Below are 19,593 nucleotides of genomic sequence, written 5' to 3'. Positions count from 1 at the left end.
ACATACTAAATAATATGAATATAGATTTTATAGAAAATAAGATCAATGAGATCATCAAAGAGCTTGAAAAAGAGGTCATGGATGTACTCATGGATGAAAGTCTCGATAAAAAACAGACAAACCTTCATATGAAACCTCTAACATCAACGAAAAAGATACTCAATAATGCTTTAGATAGTATCAAGATGGTAGATAAACTGGGGAAAGAAGAGTTAGATAAATAAACATGACAAACAGTATCATTCTCATACTCTTTGTCTTAAGTGTGATCCTTTTTTTCTGGGGTATCTTTAAAACAGTTAAAACCCAAAAAAAGATCTTTTTGTTAGGGATTCTACCCTTTTTATTTCTGATTGCAGGGATATTCTTTCTTTAAATCCCTGCACTAAAGTCTTGCTTTATACTTGTTGGTAGTGCTCATACTTAACCCCAGCCAGTCCTCCATGCCGCCTCTGTACCATTTGATCTTTTCTGGAGGATAGCCCAGAGCCAGCAAGGATTTGACCATTTTGGGAGATTGGCTACACCATGCCCCGTTACAAAATAGTAAAATTGTTTTGGCCTTGGAAAAATCAAAAGGCTTTTTATTGCCAATAACACCGAGCATATCCATGGATGCTTCATAGTCATCCTGAAAAATATGGGGCTTCATGATATATTTATAATAGATATTGATCGCGCCTGGTATGGTACGATATGTATACCACTTTCCAGCACGTGTGTCAATCAAAAGCATAGACTCACTCTCTTGCATTTGTTTGATAAACTCCATCACTTCTACTTCCCCATAGGTTTCTATCTTTTTATGTAACTGCATTGGAAATATTGTTTGTCCGGCACAGGTAACAAAAGTAGACTTACATGCTTCAGGAACTTTAGAATTAGCATAGTTTCCCTGCCAAATCACTTCATTACTTATATGGATATTTTTACATATAGGGTCAATATCACGCTTGACTATAATAGGTTTTCTCTCACCTTTATTATTGATATGCTCAGTAACTACACGATTAAGTTGTAAGGTGCTATCATCTCCTTTGGAAAAAGAGATCAAGACAATACATAAAAGAATGGTTTTAAACATATTTTTTCCTTTTTTATTTATGATTTTCATTTGTGAGTTTTACATGAAGTATAGGAAATGAGTGTGTATTATATGTGTAGTTTATAATATTAAATAAGTTTATTTTATAATTATATCTTAGAGAATCATTCTCTGAAAAGGTTTCTAATCCCTTGTGGAGGTCATACCTGCAGCTAACCATGTTTGCATACCCCCGCGGTACCACTTGATCTTTTCAGGCGGATATCCTATGTCAAGAAGGGCTATGATCATTGCGACGGATTGGCTGCACCATGGGCCATTACAAAATATTGTAATGGTTTTTGCTTTTGTAAAGTCAAATGTATCATCCTCATTTATCTTTACACCCAATCTCCTTATTTCATGTTCAAATTCGAATTCGAAACTTTTTCGTTCTTTGAAATGATGAAAAGGCATATTGATAGCACCCGGAATTGTACGATAATCATACCATACCTGTTTACGGCCATCTATTAGCATCATCGAATCATTTTCTTGCATCTCTTTCATAAAGGCCAAAACTTCTAATTCTCCATAGGTATCTATATCTTCATGCAACTGCATAGGAAGGATCTTACCTTTCGTACTCACATAGGTAGATTTACATGCTTCAGGTACTTTTGCATTGGCATAGTTTCCGGTCCATAACATCTTATTCGTGATAGGCACTTTTATGCACTCTTCGGGAATATCACGTTTTACAATAAACTCTTTTATCTTACCGTTTATATCGACCATTTTTACAGGTATTCCCTCATATTCAAAACCATTATTTCCAGCCATTATGGAAGAAGTTAAAAGTAATGAGATGATTGTCATTTTATAAAACATGATACATCCTTTTTTGAATGACCATAACATAGTGTGTGTAGAAAATGTGTGTAATGAAGTCTAAGGCTACACTTTGTAAAATCATTTTCTTGTAGAAGTCATGCCTGCTGCCAACCATTCCTGCAATCCTCCACGGTACCACTTAATCTTTTCAGGAGGATACCCTATATCAAGTAAAGCCAGAATTGCTGTTACAGATAGGCTGCACCAGGGTCCATTACAAAAGAGAGTGATCGTTTTGGCATGAGTAAAGTCCAAACTATCATTTTCATCATTCACAGAAACGCCTAGATCTTTCATATGCTGTTCAAATTCAAACACATAGTTTGTTGGATCTTTAAAGTGATTAAAAGGCATATTGACTGCTCCGGGGATGGTCCGATAATGATAGAACTCTTTTTTACAAACGTCTATAAGCATCAGTGAATCATCTGTCTGCATCTGTTTGACAAAAGCCAACACTTCCAGTTCACCATAGGTAGTGATATCTGTATCTAGATACATAGGGTATATATGACCACCAACAGTATGTACGAAAGTAGATTTGCATACTTCAGGTACATTAGGATGGGCGTAGTTTCCTGTCCATAGCATTATATTATTGATAGGTATTTTTTTACACGCTTCCGGGATCTCACGTTTTACAACGGTGTATACATTCTTACCTGCTGCATCCATGGTTTTTACTGGTATACCTTCATACTCCAGTCCAATCTCTTCTGCCAAGAGGAGAGAGCTAATCACTAATACAAATGTACAGTATTTATAAAACATCCTTTTCCTTTAGTACTGATAATGCTATATAATAGTATAGAGAGTATGGAAAGAGTGTGTAACGCAAAAAAAGATGCCAGCATTTTCTATCTCTTGAAAGATGCTGGCATGTCATAAGATCATTTATATATTGGCTGCGACTTTATAGGTCGGGTCATCCTCTTCATAGGTACAGAAAGGTCCAGCCGTTTTTAACAAACTTTTACAGTCTTTGGAAAGGTGTCTAAGTGTAAGTTTTTTTCCTGCTTGTTTGTATTTGTCCGTGATGCTATCTATGGCTTCTGCACCGGAACTATCCATAACTCTGGCATCCTTGAAGTCTATAACAACAGTGTCTGGATCATTTTCTATATCAAACTGTTCATTAAATGAAGTCACCGAAGCAAAGAATAGCGGTCCCTCAAGTGTGTAGATCTTTTTACCCTTATCATCGGTAGAAGTACGTGCAAAGATCTTGGCATGTTCCCATGCAAATACCAGTGCAGAGATAATAATACCTGCGATCACTGCTACTGCAAGATCCTCAAGTACCGTGATGATGGTCACTACAATCAATACAAATGCATCTGAACGAGGCATATGCGTGATACGTTTAATAGAAGAGAACTCAAAAGTACCAATACTTACCATAAACATGATACCCACAAGCACTGCTATAGGGATAACTGCAATGATATGCGAAAAACTCACCACAAGAATGATAAGCAGTACAGCTGCAGTAAAGGAAGAAAGACGGCCCAGACCACCAGAGGTAAAGTTGATGACCGATTGGCCTATCATCGCACATCCTGCCATACCCCCAAAGAGTCCCGAAGTAGAGTTCCCGATACCAAGAGCGATACACTCTTTGTTTCCTGAACCACGCTCTCCACCCATCTCATCGAGTACAGAGAGGGTCAATAAAGACTCTATAAGTCCGACCAGTGCAACAATCAGTGCAGTTGGCAAGATCACAGCCATGGATTCCCATGTAAAGAGTTCAGTGAGAGGCATTACGAACGAAGGCAGAGAAACATTGGAAAGGTCTGCAAGGTTACCAACCACTTTCGTATCGATGTGCATAAAATACGTGATCAGCGTCAGTACAACGATCGCTACAAGTCCTGCAGGGACAGCTTTACTGAACTTAGGTAAAAAATGCATTGTTAGCATTGTCACAGCCACAATCATATACATTACATAGTTTTCTGTAAAACTTGCAAAGACGATATCTATCCAGTTGGTATATTGTTCCATATTTTGAGGTGCAAGGAAAGGAAGCTGTGCCATGGCTATAACAATAGCAAGACCATTCACAAAACCAAAGAGGGCAGGCTGCGGCACAAGACGAATGAACTTACCCATCTTCAATACACCGATCGCTATCTGTATGAGTCCAGCTATAATGGATGTCAATAGGATGTAATGCAGTACCATCATGCTAAAAGCTTCCGTATCAAGCTCAGGGTACATAGATCTAACAGAAAGACCGAGTCCTACAAATACCACTGCCACAGAACCTGTAGCACCAGAGATCATTCCCGGCTTACCCCCAAGAAGTGCAGTAATAAGCCCGATGATAAATGCGCCGTAAAGCCCGACCACCGGAGAGACACCGGCAATAAATGAAAATGCTATCGCTTCAGGTACAAGGGCAACAGCGACCAATGCACCCGAAAGAATGTCATTTTTAATGTTTTGTTTCGAATAGTTTTGAATGTTAAACACATCAATTCCTTGCTTTAATTATGGTCGGAATTTTACCATAATAGTCTAGAATGTCCTAATGAAGTGCATAATGGTTGAATCTTAAAATAAAAGCGTTGTTTCTTTATGTATTCAAAGCTATAATTTTTATAAAAGTAAGGCTCAAATATGTATACGTTTGCCCAACAGATACTAGATTTTTATTTTACCTTGTCAAAAGAACCCTCTCTTCCCAAAGGGATAGAGTTGATCTATCCTTTCGATAACCCGCAAACCAGAGAGATGATGGAGACTTTTTTTAACAAATACTACAACGATACAAATCCGCGTACCTATCTCATAGGTATTAACCCGGGCAGGCTAGGTTCAGGTGTGACGGGAGTAGGGTTCAGTGATGCCTATCATTTAGAGCAGATATGCGATATAGCCAATGATTTTGATAAACGTATAGAACTGAGTGCAGCTTTTATGTTCGAGGTCATAGAAGCCTATGGCGGTGTAGAGAAGTTTTACGGTGATTTTTTCTTTACGACCACGATGCCTCTTGGTCTGCTCAAAGAGGGGAAGAACTATAACTACTATGATGATAAAGAGACCCTCGCAAGCCTCGAGCCCTACATTACCCAAACACTTTTACAACAGATCTCCATTCCTCAAGCCAAGCCAAAGATCATCTGCGTAGGCACAGGCAAAAACCTCAAGTATCTTGAAGCGTTTAACAAAATGCACCGATGTTTTGAAAGTATAGAAGTAGTGCCCCATCCAAGATGGGTCATGCAGTATAGACGTAAAGAAAAGCAGAAGTATATCGACCACTATATCGATATTTTAAACAAACATCTATAGACTTAGGAACTACATTTAGGCATCCAAAGTCAACTCACACACCACCTGTGCATGGTCACTTTGGATGAGGGAGCCATCTTTATATGTTTGTAAGTGCGCATCCAAAACATGGTAGTCGGTGACTGTTCCTACCTTTTGTGAGTTCTCTTTGTGAAAATGCTCTGAAATAAAAATATAATCAAGCACATTCCCCTTGTTTTTAAAGTAACTCGTAGGTGTTCGTTTTGGCTTTTTTTGTTCCGGGTGAGGGTTATATACCTTTTCTTTGTATTGGTAACTTGCATCATATAAAAGAGGAGTATCCTCACTTGTATCATCATGGTAGGACGGGTTGGTGAGTGCTTCAATGGTCAGGGAATACTCCTTATCGTTCAGGTCACACAAGAGCAGGGCAGGTGTATGTCGTGAACTTTGAATGTCATAGAACAGTGAAGATGCCTCACACAATCTCTGCTTTAGGGCGCTAGATCGCTTCTCTTCCAATAGTTTAAAGACACGCTCTTTTTTCTGTGCCAAGGTATCCTCTTTTTTAAAAACATATTCAAACGCGTTTAGCCTGTTTGATTTAAGATGGCATACGTAGACCAAAAGCGCTTGCCCGTTTGGCAGTGAGAGCGTTGCTTTTATGGGGACTCTGGAAAATGCAAACTCATCTTTAAAATGGTGCTTTTCCAGACTGGGAGCATGTAGATTAACACCTTGTATGTTTGATATAGGGTGTTTGGAGGCTATGGCAACGGTGGTAGTTGTGTATTTATGTGGTGTTGTTTCACTTAGCTTAGCATCATCGACGGTTGCAAAGTACTCAAAGCCCAACTCTTTTACAAGTGTCTCCAAGACCTTTTTAGAGAAGACCTCTTGAAACCCTATGATGTCACAATCCATACGAAGTATTTGCTTTTTTATCCACAACGTTTTTTCAAGCCACTGTCTTTGGTTGTACTTGCCTTTGCGTGTATAGCATGCAAAAGGCGGCTCGACAAATTGATAAAGGTTAAAGGTACCTACTCTAAGTTTCATGATGGAAGTATACACTTTTATTGGAAATTACACTATATGGTTTTTTGTATGATTTTCATTATAAAACATCACATTTTAGAACTTTTTATAAGGTTTTCTATTGGAGGGAAAAATATTTTACCTTGCAAACGTCGCTACAGCGAGAAACGTTATAAAATATGTTAGATTATAACGTTTTGAATCAGTTAACCATTTTAGAAATATATTTATTTACATATTTTTAACTCTTCAATGGAAGGAGTAATTTTCCTTTTGATGGTTTATTTGATAAATTAGGGAGCACTTTTAATTGACTCCTAATGCAAATATTACGTTATAATCAGACATTGTATTCCGTTAATAAATAATGATGAGTTAAGATACAAATCAAGACCAAGGAGTCATTATGAATACCTCAAAACTTATTACTGAAAGAATTAGTCGAACCGTGTATGGTCTTATCAGTTTATCACTTGGAATTATCAGCCTCACGATGATTGTTTATGCGCTCTATGATATTTGGGCTTCACTGCACGAGAAAATGTTACTTACCAAAGCCCTTCTAGATGCAGTCGGCTTCATTGTGATTGGAACAGCCATCTTTGATGTGTCGAGATTTTTGATGGAGGAGGAAGTGTTCAAAGTCCATGGCGAAGAGACGGTTCAGAAACAGAGAGTGATCTTAGTCAAATTTCTTATCATTATTATTATCGCCGTCACGCTTGAGGCTTTGGTATTCGTTTTTTCCGCAGCGAAAAAAGATATCAGTTTATTGGTGTATCCAACCTTTTTACTATTAACTGCTGTGATGCTAGTCATCGGTTTGGGTGCTTACCAGAAAATGACACAAGAAGAAAAATGATAACAGCTGTTAAACTATTATTGGCAACCAGGAGTTATATTAACTCTTCTAAAAAATAAGGTCAACCCCCTCAGAGAAAGATTTTGGTGTTTTTTTTAAAGGTATTATTGGTCATATACTAGAAATGTGAACCAAAGTTAACTGATCTAGGAAGACAGCCATAAAAAACAAAACCCTAACCAACGGTCTGAGCAAAATTATTTCGTCTTGCTACGCCTATACTACGACTCATCTAGTTTACTCACTAGAATTCACTACACAGGCAATACACACTTTCATAATATTCTATAAAAAAAGGAAAATAAAATGCTTGAAACGATTGCAATTATTCTAATTATACTTTGGGCTCTTGGGCTTGTCAGCTCATATACTATGGGCGGATTCATCCATATTCTTCTAGTCATCGCAATTGTGGTGATTGTGATTCGTGTTATTCAAGGTCGTCGTATACTCTAAAGAGTCAAAAATAGCTCTGCACAGAACACCTGGTTTCTATTTTTTAGTTACTTGTATCTGGCAGGGAATCAAATCAAAAAGGAAGTAAAATGAATGCAATCAAAATTTTTGGGATCATACTGATCATAGCCGGTGCATTAGGTTTAGCGTACAGCAGTTTCAGCTACACTAAGGATACAGATGCGATCAAGGTAGGACCAGTCGAGATGACGGTAGAAGAAAAACAGACGGTACAGATTCCAGTTTGGGCTGGTGCTGGTGCCATAGTATTAGGTGGATTGATCTTGCTTTTTGGAAACAGACGAAGCTAAATAGAGTATTTTTGAATAAGTAGGTAGATCAGGCATTCATTTGATAGTTAGCCAAAATGAAATTAAAGACTGACTACATAACTTACTCAAGATTTGATAATGAAGAAAAATTAATGATATAATAAGTTAATCTAAACTAATAGGAGAACAATGATGAAAAGTATAAACTTTAAAAAGATGTTAGTTGCTGTTTCAGTTGTAGGATTGATGTCGGGATGTGCTCAGCCTGGCCCAAAAACACAAAAAGGTGCTCTGATCGGAGCCGGTACTGGAGCAGTAGTTGGTGCCGTATCTGGACGTTCAGTACTTAAATCAGCAGCCGTTGGTACAGCTATAGGTGCGGGTGTTGGATATTACGAAGACACAAAATAGATAAACACCCTTTTAACAATCAGGAGAACTAGATTCTAATCCAAGTTCTCCGATCTAACGCATAATAGAATTACTCTACAATACGATCTACTTAAATTTTTAAATCAAATCTTTTTTATTGTGAATAGAACATTACGTCATATTTGAGTAGCTTATGTTTACATATTCAACACAAAAGATAAGAGATGGTGATCTTAATAACAAGTAAATTTTTAGGTACACTATAGGTATAAGAATGTATTATGAGACAATGGGTCTCGTTAATTAAACTGTTAGCTACGATATAAAAATATTTAGTCTCTTTCAACGATGGGGGTTTAACATAACAATGGCTTCAGGAACTACAATGAAAATTATTGGTATTGGTCTAGTGGCTATAGGTCTTGGCCTTGCATTATGGGGGTATCAATTATCTGGTTTTGTCGGTTCACAAATAACGACAGGTTCAGATACAGAGAAGATAATGACATTCTACATTACTGGCGCTGTCAGTTTTGTTGTTGGCACATACCTTATCATGAATAAGTTAATACAGTTTTGGGCTAATCTACGATCGAGCTTCTGGTTTTTACCTTTTTTGATCGTCCTAAGCAGCGTTGTTTACGCGGTAGTGTTGATTCAAATAGACTACTCCGTGAGTGACCAATGGCTGTCCCAGTGGCCACGGATATTTGGGGTCGGGGCGGATGGCGCGCGCGATATGTTATCAACGCTTGCCGGTTCGATGATGACCGTTATGGGCATCACGTTCTCCATGACTCTGCTGGCACTTGCGCTGGCTTCGAGCCAATACACCTCTCGCATTCTGCGGAACTTCATGCGCAGTCATGTCACACAGGTCACGCTGGGGACCTTTGCAGGAATTTTTGTCTATTGTTTGATTGTGATGCACGCTATACGCACTGGCGATGCGCCATTTGTGCCTAGCCTAGCGGTATTTTTCGCATTTGTTCTGGTGTTTTCTGGCATTGCCGTCCTCATTTTTTTCATTCATCACATCGCCTCGTCGATTCAGGCTTCCAGCATTATAGCCTCTGTTGCGCATGAAACCAACGCATCCATTAGTCGGTTGTTCCCGGAAAAACGGGACACCACCGCCGATAAAGCCGAGGATGAAAAAAACGAGCGACTCCTTCCATCTCTGGATGAGAAAACCTGGTACGCGGTCCCGGCAAAGGTGAGCGGCTATATACAAAACGTAGATCATGACGCTATCCTGAGCCTGGCGAAGGACAGGAGAACTATTGTGCGGATGGAGCACGGCATCGGAGCGTTCGTTGTGCAAGATACTGCACTGGTATCACTCGCCCTGACGTACCCACCAGATCAGGAGACGATTGCTACCCTGAATGAGGCTTATAGTATTAATCGTCATCGTACGGTTGAACAAGATCCTGCTTTCGGTATCAGGCAAATTGTGGATATGGCCTTAAAGGCACTTTCGCCCGGTGTTAATGACACCTCGACGGCGGTGATGTGTGTGGATTATTTGACAGCGATTCTGACCTCGCTATCTTGTCGGCAATTCCCGCCATCGAACCGTTACGAGGGAGAAACGTTGCGCCTGATCGCCATCGTTCCAACCTTTGAGGGTATGTTGGCTGAGGCGTTCGATCAGATTCGGGCTAGTGCCACAGGCAACGTCGCCATTATGGCGCGAATGCTCAGCGCCATCGGTACCATCGCCAGTCGCACGGTTAGACTGAGTCACTTACGCGCACTCGACGAACAGGTGCAGTATATTGCCGATCTGGCCGATCGCAGCATCGAATCCAAACATGATCGCGATCGGTTCGCAAGGCGGCTGTCGGAGGTGCGCGAAGCACTCAAAGCCGCTTTCTTTGAGCGTTGAGGAAGAGAAAGAATAGTGTTGTGATACCGAACAGGAAACTGCCACGTAAAGCCCATTTAGCAAATTTCAGTGTGGACATTACAGTTCAAAGCAGAAACTGTAATCTATATAAACCAGAATTTAGAGATAATTTAAGACTTCTTCTAATAGTCTTATTTTCAAAACCTTATAAAATATATAATTTTATAAGGTTTCCTATTTTCTTCTTGGAGAGGCTTACACATTGAGACATTTTAATGTTCTATGATCTTAACATACCTGCCAAATATCCACTGGCAAATGACCATTGTAGATTATATCCGCCGCAGGGGCCATCAAGATTCATGATCTCCCCGCAGAAATAGAGTCCCTTTATTTTCTTACTTTGCATGGTATAAGGATCAATCTCCTTGAGATGGATGCCCCCACGGGTGATCATAGCCATTTTAAAACCATCATGTCCATTTATGGTAAGCGGCGTCCATGCCAGAAGTCTGATGAGTCTATCTCTTGCCGAACCCGCCTGCTTACCCAAAGCCAGAGCAGGGTCAACTTCAGCAAGTTTGCAGAGTTCCAAACTGACAGACTCAGGAAGGAGGGTTTGAAGCAGTTGTAGTGTGTTACGGTGAGGATCTTTGAGCAGTTCCTGCTTGAAATGGTCACGGATCTGCTCTTCATTCATCCCTTTGGTAAAGTTTGCGAGTATAGGCACTTCATCAAATTTACTCAAAAGAGGAGTGATCTCTCTGGAGAAATCAAGGACCACCGGACCGCGTATACCACCTTTGGTAAAGATGAGATCTCCTTTGGCAGAGAGTCTTTTATATTTTTTCATATTAACATGCATAGCGACCTTTGCAATGGTATCTGCCCTACAGTTTTCTACCCAGGTCTCTTTTGTTTTAAGTGGCATCATAGCAGGGTAGAGATCGGTTACTTTATGTCCTACAGATTTTGCTATGGGGTAACCGTCACCCTCAGCTCCCAATACAGGATAACCCAACCCGCCTGTAGCGATCACAATATTATCACCTATGAATGTATCTGTAACTGTCTTAACACCGGTAACCTTCTCACCATCATGCTCCAATGTCTCAACTTTTTGTGAGCACAATACTTTTACACCAAGGTGTTGCATCTCCTTTTCCATTGCATGTATGATCGTAGAAGAGCTATGGGTTACAGGGAAAACCCTATATCCATCGGGAGCATGGCTCTCCACACCAATCTCTTTAAAAAATGTCATCAGTGCTTTATGGTCCAAAGCTTCCAGAGCGGGGGTCATAAAACGTCCGTCCCGTCCAAAACGTGCCATAAAATCTTCATTTGAAAGTGTGTTGGTCAGGTTGCAGCGTCCACCACCTGTGGCTTTGAGTTTTGCGCCTATCTTGGAGAGTTTTTCCAAAAGCAGTACAGAGTTGCCTGCACGTGCAGCAGTAATGGCAGCCATCATACCTGCTGCCCCGGAACCTACTACGATGAGATCATACTTTGACACTGAAGATTCCTTCTAAAATAATCAACATCATAACAAAAAATCGCATAAACCCCTCATCAATTTCACAAATAATACATATAAAATAGAGTACAATATTGTCACATTCTAATAGAAAAAAACAAACCCAAGGAATGAAAGGAACAAATAAATGAAAAATATAATAATGATTGGACTATTGGCTTCAGTAGCGTGGGCTGCAGATTTTTCCAATATGAGTACAGAAGAGATGATGAACATGCGAGGAAGTGTACCTGTGGATGATCGTCCTGCTTTCCAGCAAGAGATGCAAAAACGTATGCAGAGTATGACTCCTGAAGAACGACAAAAATATATGAGGACAAACGGTATGGGGAAAGGTATGGGTATGACGAGTAAGCGTAACTGTTGTAAACATATTATGCAGCCAACGTTTGAAGAATATGATCTTAACAATGATGGCAAGATCACCCAAAGCGAATTGGAAGAAGCACGTGCAAAACGTATGAGCCAGAAAGCCAAAGAGGGTAAAATGTTGAGAAATGCAGGAAAGGCTCCGGCATTTTCCGATATGGATAAAAACAACGACGGTGCATTAAACAAAGAAGAGTTCCAGATACATCAAACAGAACAGATGAAAAAATGTACTGGAAATTGTCCAAGCACAGGTATGGGACAAAGAAAAAGTATGATGAGAAATGCATCCAGCTTTGCAGAGATCGATACTAATAAGGATGGAGTCATCAGCCAGGAGGAATTCAATGTACACCAAACTCAGAGAATGAAAAACAGAGGAAATTGTCCGTCAGGAAATTGTCCCTAATCTTAACACTTCTACATTTTAATAGATATATATACTGTTTATTCCCACAGAGTGGTGGGAATAGCAGATATAAACAATATTTTCTTCAATATCTTTTACCATATTATCCTCTTCAATACACATACTTTACACACTAAAGTGATAGAGTAGGATAATTTTCTGATACAGAGAAAATAAATCCAATTTCATAGGAAAAAACCATGAAAAAGCTAATAATCATAGCACTGTTCGCTTCGGGTGTATGGGCTATAGATCAACCTAGGTTTTCCGAATTTGATCTTAACAATGATGGCAAGATCACCCAAAGTGAATTGGAAAAAGCCCGTACTATTCGTATGGAACAGAGGGCCGCAGAAGGTCGAATGCTTAAGAATGCAGGAGAAGCCCATTCATTTACAGAGATAGATGCCGATAACGATGGCGCTATCAGTAGAAAAGAGTTTCTTTTACATAAAACGATACATCATACTCAAGCCTGTGTCACCTTTGGCTAACAAGAGAAATCTATAGCTATAAGGAGACAAGAAACAGTCTAGAGTCAATGAAGAGACGAGATATATAATTGATGCTTGTCCAACCCATTCCCACTTTTTGTGGAAATGGGTCATCATATAACATACAAACTCACCTTTCAAACATCTATGATAAAATACACCATTACAAGCCAACATTACCCTAATACTAAATAATATTATATTCAAATACGGAGTATTCATTTGATATTTACCACCCAATCAATGCAAGATATCCTCACAATACTCAGTGTAAAGTCAAAGGCATGTGAAGCAGGGGAATATATCAGCTTTGAAACAGTTGATCCAGATCTTGGAGAAGGGTATGCCGGTAAGATATTAGAGATAGCAGGAGAAAGCTATGTTTATCGGGGCTACAAATCATGGACAGACCTGGCAGAACTTTTAATGTGCAAAATGATGACTCCTACAAAAAGTACCTATCCTCTAGTAAAACTCCATTTTAAAAAGCTAGAGACACAACGCTCTTTTCATAGTGAATCCCCAAGTTCCAAAGAAGAGAAATATGGTGTGGAGTCACATTTTTCTCAAATACAAAAAATGGAAGAGCCAGCATTTCTTTACTACTATACTCAAGCCCTGAAAAATGCCAGGCTCACTCAAAGAAGATCAATCCTGAACCTTGGTATCAATACAGGAGATGAGTTCAAGATCATCAAAAATAGTTTAGATACACTCACCTATGAAAAAATGAAGCTTGTAGGTATTGACCACTCAAAATCTGCTATTACCTATGCTGAAAAATGTTTTCCTGAAGAGAATGTGACATTTCATACACATGATATCAATGTCTTAGAGCGTTTAAATCTAGGGAAATTCGATCTACTTGTAAGCATAGGAACATTGCAAAGTCCAAGTATCAATTTCAAGCCTTTTTTTATGTCATTGGTGCAAAACTATCTTGAAAAAGATGCCGCTATCATCTTAGGTTTTCCAAACAGTAGATGGATAGGTGGAGAGATGATCTATGGGGCCAAGGCACCCAATTATGCAATGAGTGAAATGTCACTGCTTTTTAATGATATCATTTTTTGCAAAAAGTACCTGCAGCAGAAGAAGTTCAGAGTCACACTGACAGGGAAGCAGTATATTTTTTTAACTGCCACAAAGATTATTTGAGTAGAATTTAAAAATATCCCAAACTAAAAGGTATCTCTATGAAATTACAACTATTTATTGCATCTTTAGTGTGTACTGCAGGTATACATGCATCACAGAACCATGGTACGCAAGCTCTAAGTCAAACACAAGAAGGTATCAAGTATATCAAGATGCTTGGAGGGACACTTAAAAGTCAACTGAAAGCACAACTTCAGGCGGATCCGAGTGGTTTGAGTGCCATTGGTTTTTGTACAGCACAAGCACAACTTATTACCAATGAAGTCAATACACAGCTACCGGACTATGCCAAAGTAAGAAGAACTTCTCTGAGAACAAGAAATAGTATCAATAAGCCTGATACAAAAGATATTGAAATCATGAAAGAGATTGAGGATTCAATCCAAAATAAAAGAGCCACAGCGATGATGGTAAGAAAAGTGAACACCAAAGAAGCCACACGTTACTATAAACCATTGATAGCAGAAACAGCATGTCTCAAGTGTCACGGTGAGAACATCTCTCCTGAGATACAAGCAGTGATACATGAATCATATCCTGATGAGAATGCGAGTCACTACACTTTAGGTGCATTTAGGGGAGTCATCGTTTCAGAGATCAAAAAACGTTAAAACAAACCTGACAGGAAGATGTCACCCATCTTTCTGCCATAAGGTGATACTACTATAATATCCATTCATATCCTTCTCTAGCAATTGACACTTTATTTCAAATAGTTCATATTTATGTTACATAAATATGACATCAAAATGTTATATTTTCAATGAAGAATCGGGGAAGGGTGAAAATGAAAAAAGTACTATTAACAGTAATAAATGTCAATCGTTGGAAAAAACATGAAAAATCATTTGTGATAACTATGATGTTAATGGGTCTATTCAACCTGTTTATTGTTACTTTTATACAATATAATCACTAAGTAAAAAAAGGGCATCTCTTAAAGAAACACCCTTAGAGCCGCTGTGTGATAAATGTAGAAAGGTGTATCAGACTGATATTATTACCGTTTTCCTCCACCACCGCCTTTACCGCCTCTCATACCATTTCCACCTTTTTTACCACCATTCCCTTGCATACCTTTTCCACCTCTATTGCCTTGGCCCATACCTGACATATTCCCTTGGCCTTTACCTTGACCCATACCACCTGTCATATTCCTTTGGCCTTTACCTTGACCAGACATATTACCTTGGCCTTTGCCTTGACCCATACCACCTGTCATATTCCCTTTACCCTGACCCGTTCCTGCACCTTGCTGTTTACTGTTAGTACCCTGATACTCATATTGATGTTTGTATAGATGTTTATATTGTTTTTTACCACCCATACCTGCACCATTTTGTAACATTTGTTGTGTTTGAAGCGTTGTTTGTGTTTTTATAGCATCTACTGCAAATAGTGAAGGGGAAGCTAAAAATGCTAATGTACCAACGGTCAAAAATGCTTTTTTCATGTAAGATCCTTTATTTATGTGAGTTATTATCATTTAATTATACAAAAAATGCATGAAGCATTTGTGAAAAAGTAATCTTGAATCAAATTTTCCTCTATATTCATCTCAAGGCACTAGTTCTCAGCTGTACATCATCTAAGTGAGATAAAAGTACAGGTACTACAATAGTTCTAAAGTAAGTTTCTAAAAAATTTTAGCTATCGAATGACCTCAAAATTTATACCTGAATTTTGAAGTAAAAAATATGCTAGAATAAGTTAGTTATACATTAAATCGTTCAATGATGTTTCTAGAGAATAAGTGACAGGCCATAAATGTTTTGTTATGAGAGAGATTGAAGGAGAAAAAATGAAAAAGATCATTTCAACACTGTTTATTTGCATCTTGGCAAACGCATCTTTGGCAGCAGAAGCTGTTCCAATCCAGCAGACAGCAGTTCCAAAAACCACACTCAACGCGGCATCGAACTATCTGGATACTGTGTTAATGAATACACTATCGTCTCTTGAACTGATCGCCTCTACTCCTGAGGCTAAAAACGGCGATTGGGAAGGGATCAAAGACTACCTGAAACAGCTAAAAGAAGTTACGCCGGGGGTCTATTTCTATGTTCTGCCCGATGGCAACTACTACACTGTAACACTTGACTACACCAATCTAAATCTGAGCAACCGGGGTTATTTTAAGTCGCTCTTTGCCGACAACACAGTGATGGGTTATCCTATCTACAGCCGTTCTTCCGGGAAGAAATCAGCTCTGATGGCTGCTCCCATAGCGACAGATGGTAAAGTGACAGGTGCACTTGGTGCCTCGATCTTCCTGGATGAGCTGCATGATAAACTCAACCGCGAATTTGATTTACCCTATGACTACACCTGGTTTGTCCTGAACTCAGAGGGGATGATGATGCTTGACAACGACAGTGATTTTATCTTTATGAATGCTCTCACACAGGGGAGTGAATCACTGCATGATGCCATTTCAGAAGCAATAAAAACGGAAAGCGGACCCGTGCAGTATGAGCTGGACAACCTCCGTCACGGATATTACCAGAAACTGCAAAATATGGAATGGTGGATGTTCCTTGCCAAGATTGAGGGGGCAAAAGCAGTGACTCCACCACAACTTAAACTTTCGCTCGATCGCTTTGTACCCGATCTGCAAAACCGTTTGAACCATATTGACGAATCACTGGCAACATTGATCGAGAAAAGTAGGGTGGATGTCAAAAAAGAAAGTGAGATCAGAAGACTTCTCAACACCCTTCTTGATGAGAGCTCCGATATTGTCGAAGCCTCTTTTATCGATGCGAAGGGAATAATGCGACTGGTAGAGCCACGTGAATACAAGAACTTCGAGAATACGGACATAAGTTCCCAGAAGCATATCAAGGCCATGCTGAAAAAACCTGAACCACTGCTCAGCAGCGGATTTACAGCCGTCGAACATTTTACGGCAGTGGTCGTATCCCGTCCAATCTACGACAATAAGAAGAGATTCTCAGGCTCTATCAACCTCTTGATCCGCCCTGAACTGCTGGTCGATTCTCTGCTTAAGAAAACCACGATCCCCGATGATTATGAACTCTGGATTATGCAGCCAGACAGTATGATACTCTACGATCAGGATAAGGGAGAGATCGGTAGGATGCTTTTCAGCGATCCTATCTATGCAGGCTACGGAAACCTGCTAAAACTCAGCAAGAAGATTGTCTCTGATCCAGCAGGGGAAGGGAGCTATATCTATCTTTCACCCGAGTCCAACAAAAAGGCCATCAAAAATGCTATCTGGCAGAGTGTGAGACTCCACAACCGTGAATGGCGGGTCGTTCTAGCCTATCGCCCATATGAGAAGAAGTAGCACTGCCACAGTTCCGTGGGGCAGGACTGCGCCTAACGCTCAAGCAGTTTGACTCCGCGATAATAAGTCTAACTGTTTGTCATGGACCCTAGAAAGTATTATAAGCGCCATGATCGCTCCAAATAGTGCATATCCCATATCTGACTGTGTATCCCACATATATCCCTGTGTTCCCAGGAAGGCTTCAGCATCTTCACCAATAGCAAGAGCCACCCACCATTCTATAAGTTCATACAAGGCTGAAAATGCCAAAACAAGGCTTACAATGATGGTATTTAGCCATATTTTACTGCCTAGTACGATATGTTTACGTATCAGTATCTCTCTGGCGAGTATGGCAGGGATGAATCCCTGTGCAAAATGACCTACCTTGTCATAATTGTTCCGATTTTGGTCAAAAACCTCTTTGATCCAGTCAAACAGAGGGACTTCAGCATAAGTATAATGTCCTCCCACCATCAAAATTATCATATGAATTAATATAAGTGTATAGAGTAGGGAAGTTAACGGAAACTTTTTATAGGTTAAAAGTAAAATGACCAAACCTATGAAAACCGGTAACACTTCTAAAAACCATGTAAATGGATCTTTAGGTAAAGCTGCAGACCATATTAAAACAGGTATAAAGATACCTAACCAAAGATATTTCATTTAATATTCTCTAATATTATTTCTTTGCTGTCATTAAAAAAACAGTGAATTCGGCATGTGGTTTAGATATTTTATTGGCTAAACTGAAGGTCACATCCTTGAATCCTGCTTTTTGAGCGTACTCTGCAAGCAAATGTCGATCAAAACCGTAATGAAAGACACCTTCATTGTCACTATGGAAAGTGCCATCTTCACTATCCAGATCAGCAATAGCAATAAAGCCATGCTCATCCAGCATCTTATAGAATTTTGAGAAGAGGGCAGGAATATCTTCCAAATGGTGGATCGTCATGGATGAAATGATTCCATCAAACTTTCGTTCAAGTGTATCAGTACTCAGATCCTTCTCTATTACTTCAGTATTACATGAGAATTGACCGCATTTACTTTGAAATTCTCGAAGCATAGAAGGGGAGTTGTCTACAGCCACGATTTTCTCTACATAGGGGGCGACAAAGTAACTTAAAAGCCCCGTTCCTGCACCAAAATCCATAAGTTCCATAGATTTATCCAGTTTAATATTATTTACTATTAGTTCGGCTATGCCTTGTGCATTCTGTACGCGTTTGCTGTTCATATCCCACGTTTTTGATTTTTCAGCGAAATGATCCACTTTTGTTTCCATTCTAATCCTTAATATTATTTAGTATTTCCCTAAAATAGGGTCTCTTGTTTTTCCAGTTTTATATTATCCCAGAAGAAATCTACATGTTTCTCGAACATTGAGACGACTGAAGAGGTCGATTTTTTATCTAATTTTAGCAAAGAAACCTGCATCTGATAAAAAAATAGGGGAGAAATGAACTCATTTGCCAGTAAAAGAGGGTCCGAGGACTTGATCATCTCATCCTGCATCATCATAAAGAAGATGCTTGAGAGCTTTTTAACGTTCTCCTGGTAGAAATACTCGTTATAGATCTCCCTGATACGCTCATTTCTATAGATCTCCTGCATCAATAGCTTTAAAAGTGCCTCATTTTGCCCGTCAAAGCCTATAAGCTTAAAAGTAGTGGCAATAGACATTAACAAAGACTTTCCTTGTTTATGAAGCTCTGAGGCCTCTTTATCGCTAAATATAGTCACTATTGCAGAAGAGGTAAGCTCACTTACCAGTGTTTCAAGGATCTCATCCTTGTTCTTAAAGTGGTTATAAAGTGCACTTTGTTTCATATCCATAGCACCAGCGATATCTCTAACCGTTGTTGCCTTATATCCTTTAGTAGAAAAGAGTTTCAGGGATATTTTGAGTATTTTATCTTTGGTTTTACTTCCTTTAGTAGGGGAAGAACTAACGCTCTGCTCGTTCATTGTGGCTCCTTTAGTGACATTATAGTGAACAAGTGTTCATTTGTCAAGTAGAGATATTCAACATAAAAGAACAAACGTTCATATTTAATTTTATTACATAAATTATAAATGAACAAATGTTCTTTTATTTACCCTAAACTGATTCTTACAATGAACACTTGTTCATATATAATCCATCATCGCCCCTATATACGGTACTTTGAATGACATGAAACAGATATATGTTTTCTTTTGGAAACGGGAAGGAGTATTTCATCTTACTAATACTAATAAATATTAGAATTCTCTTGTGAATTACCCTAGATCATCTTGAGAAGATA

Annotated in this window: 22 protein-coding genes; 12 read left to right on the top strand and 10 right to left on the bottom strand. The window is 39.1% G+C overall.

Translation table 11 applies throughout. The features are described 5' to 3' along the window. Positions 1–14 precede the first annotated feature (14 nt). Entirely contained in the window at positions 15–224 is a 210-nt protein-coding gene (locus SULAR_RS02610; protein WP_008242702.1) for a hypothetical protein, read from the top strand. 161 nt (positions 225–385) lie between these two features. On the opposite strand, the gene SULAR_RS02605 is transcribed toward SULAR_RS02610, so the two are convergent. The 4 genes from SULAR_RS02605 to SULAR_RS02590 all read right to left on the bottom strand — a co-directional run bounded on the left by SULAR_RS02605 (position 386) and on the right by SULAR_RS02590 (position 4,396). After that, complete coding sequence (locus SULAR_RS02605; protein WP_008242700.1) at positions 386–1,084, bottom strand: rhodanese-like domain-containing protein; 699 nt, start codon at positions 1,082–1,084, stop codon at positions 386–388. Between the two features lie 144 nt (positions 1,085–1,228). Beyond that, the gene (locus tag SULAR_RS02600) at positions 1,229–1,915 is read right to left on the bottom strand and encodes a rhodanese-like domain-containing protein (RefSeq protein ID WP_008242699.1); all 687 of its coding nucleotides are present in this window, start codon (positions 1,913–1,915) and stop codon (positions 1,229–1,231) included. An 81-nt stretch (positions 1,916–1,996) separates the two neighbouring features. Beyond that, positions 1,997–2,689: a rhodanese-like domain-containing protein gene (locus SULAR_RS02595; protein ID WP_008242698.1), complete on the bottom strand. Its 693-nt coding sequence runs from the start codon at positions 2,687–2,689 to the stop codon at positions 1,997–1,999. Between the two features lie 123 nt (positions 2,690–2,812). Continuing rightward, entirely contained in the window at positions 2,813–4,396 is a 1,584-nt protein-coding gene (locus SULAR_RS02590; protein ID WP_008242697.1) for a SulP family inorganic anion transporter, read from the bottom strand. A 147-nt stretch (positions 4,397–4,543) separates the two neighbouring features. On the opposite strand from SULAR_RS02590, the gene SULAR_RS02585 reads away from it, so the two are divergent. Further along, complete coding sequence (locus SULAR_RS02585) at positions 4,544–5,221, top strand: uracil-DNA glycosylase family protein (protein WP_008242696.1); 678 nt, start codon at positions 4,544–4,546, stop codon at positions 5,219–5,221. Positions 5,222–5,236: 15 nt separating this feature from the next. Here the strand turns inward: SULAR_RS02585 and SULAR_RS02580 are convergent, their stop codons facing one another. Beyond that, a complete protein-coding gene (locus SULAR_RS02580; RefSeq protein WP_008242695.1) occupies positions 5,237–6,241 on the bottom strand; it encodes an endonuclease/exonuclease/phosphatase family protein in 1,005 nt (334 codons plus the stop codon). Positions 6,242–6,626: 385 nt separating this feature from the next. Between SULAR_RS02580 and SULAR_RS02575 the strand changes: the two genes are divergently transcribed. The 5 genes from SULAR_RS02575 (at position 6,627) to SULAR_RS02560 (ending at position 10,073) form a co-directional block, all read left to right on the top strand. Beyond that, positions 6,627–7,082, top strand: coding sequence for a hypothetical protein (locus tag SULAR_RS02575; protein ID WP_008242694.1), 456 nt, complete (start codon positions 6,627–6,629; stop codon positions 7,080–7,082). Positions 7,083–7,388: 306 nt separating this feature from the next. Beyond that, a complete protein-coding gene (locus tag SULAR_RS11100) occupies positions 7,389–7,538 on the top strand; it encodes a lmo0937 family membrane protein (protein ID WP_008242693.1) in 150 nt (49 codons plus the stop codon). 89 nt (positions 7,539–7,627) lie between these two features. After that, complete coding sequence (locus SULAR_RS02570; protein WP_008242692.1) at positions 7,628–7,849, top strand: hypothetical protein; 222 nt, start codon at positions 7,628–7,630, stop codon at positions 7,847–7,849. A 150-nt stretch (positions 7,850–7,999) separates the two neighbouring features. Further along, positions 8,000–8,221: a YMGG-like glycine zipper-containing protein gene (locus SULAR_RS02565; RefSeq protein WP_037999891.1), complete on the top strand. Its 222-nt coding sequence runs from the start codon at positions 8,000–8,002 to the stop codon at positions 8,219–8,221. 346 nt (positions 8,222–8,567) lie between these two features. Beyond that, a complete protein-coding gene (locus SULAR_RS02560; protein WP_008242690.1) occupies positions 8,568–10,073 on the top strand; it encodes a DUF2254 family protein in 1,506 nt (501 codons plus the stop codon). 241 nt (positions 10,074–10,314) lie between these two features. Here the strand turns inward: SULAR_RS02560 and SULAR_RS02555 are convergent, their stop codons facing one another. After that, a complete protein-coding gene (locus SULAR_RS02555) occupies positions 10,315–11,550 on the bottom strand; it encodes an NAD(P)/FAD-dependent oxidoreductase (protein ID WP_008242688.1) in 1,236 nt (411 codons plus the stop codon). A gap of 148 nt (positions 11,551–11,698) precedes the next feature. Between SULAR_RS02555 and SULAR_RS02550 the strand changes: the two genes are divergently transcribed. The 4 genes from SULAR_RS02550 to SULAR_RS02535 all read left to right on the top strand — a co-directional run bounded on the left by SULAR_RS02550 (position 11,699) and on the right by SULAR_RS02535 (position 14,612). Beyond that, the gene (locus SULAR_RS02550; RefSeq protein WP_008242686.1) at positions 11,699–12,349 is read left to right on the top strand and encodes an EF-hand domain-containing protein; all 651 of its coding nucleotides are present in this window, start codon (positions 11,699–11,701) and stop codon (positions 12,347–12,349) included. 200 nt (positions 12,350–12,549) lie between these two features. Further along, positions 12,550–12,843 carry an EF-hand domain-containing protein gene (locus SULAR_RS02545; RefSeq protein WP_008242684.1) on the top strand — a complete coding sequence of 98 codons (294 nt, stop codon included), beginning with the start codon at positions 12,550–12,552 and terminating at the stop codon, positions 12,841–12,843. Positions 12,844–13,065: 222 nt separating this feature from the next. Further along, on the top strand, positions 13,066–14,001 hold the full coding sequence (locus SULAR_RS02540) for a class I SAM-dependent methyltransferase (protein ID WP_008242682.1): 936 nt from the start codon (positions 13,066–13,068) through the stop codon (positions 13,999–14,001). 38 nt (positions 14,002–14,039) lie between these two features. Continuing rightward, the gene (locus SULAR_RS02535) at positions 14,040–14,612 is read left to right on the top strand and encodes a DUF3365 domain-containing protein (protein WP_008242680.1); all 573 of its coding nucleotides are present in this window, start codon (positions 14,040–14,042) and stop codon (positions 14,610–14,612) included. Positions 14,613–15,001: 389 nt separating this feature from the next. Here SULAR_RS02535 and SULAR_RS02530 read toward each other — a convergent pair whose 3' ends face one another. Beyond that, complete coding sequence (locus SULAR_RS02530; protein ID WP_008242678.1) at positions 15,002–15,454, bottom strand: hypothetical protein; 453 nt, start codon at positions 15,452–15,454, stop codon at positions 15,002–15,004. Positions 15,455–15,778: 324 nt separating this feature from the next. Between SULAR_RS02530 and SULAR_RS02525 the strand changes: the two genes are divergently transcribed. Further along, a complete protein-coding gene (locus SULAR_RS02525; RefSeq protein ID WP_081501824.1) occupies positions 15,779–17,314 on the top strand; it encodes a cache domain-containing protein in 1,536 nt (511 codons plus the stop codon). Positions 17,315–17,353: 39 nt separating this feature from the next. Here the strand turns inward: SULAR_RS02525 and SULAR_RS02520 are convergent, their stop codons facing one another. From SULAR_RS02520 to SULAR_RS02510, 3 genes are read right to left on the bottom strand one after another with little or no spacing between them, the layout of a single operon-like run. Further along, positions 17,354–17,965: a DUF2238 domain-containing protein gene (locus tag SULAR_RS02520; RefSeq protein ID WP_008242674.1), complete on the bottom strand. Its 612-nt coding sequence runs from the start codon at positions 17,963–17,965 to the stop codon at positions 17,354–17,356. 16 nt (positions 17,966–17,981) lie between these two features. After that, the gene (locus SULAR_RS02515; RefSeq protein WP_008242671.1) at positions 17,982–18,590 is read right to left on the bottom strand and encodes a class I SAM-dependent methyltransferase; all 609 of its coding nucleotides are present in this window, start codon (positions 18,588–18,590) and stop codon (positions 17,982–17,984) included. Positions 18,591–18,619: 29 nt separating this feature from the next. Next, positions 18,620–19,273 carry a TetR/AcrR family transcriptional regulator gene (locus tag SULAR_RS02510; protein ID WP_008242670.1) on the bottom strand — a complete coding sequence of 218 codons (654 nt, stop codon included), beginning with the start codon at positions 19,271–19,273 and terminating at the stop codon, positions 18,620–18,622. Positions 19,274–19,593: the final 320 nt, after the last annotated feature.

It is taken from the genome of Sulfurovum sp. AR (genome assembly GCF_000296775.1).
Lineage (GTDB): Bacteria > Campylobacterota > Campylobacteria > Campylobacterales > Sulfurovaceae > Sulfurovum > Sulfurovum xiamenensis.
Note: the sequence above shows the minus strand (reverse complement) of the source record. Positions and strands in the feature narration are given on the sequence as shown.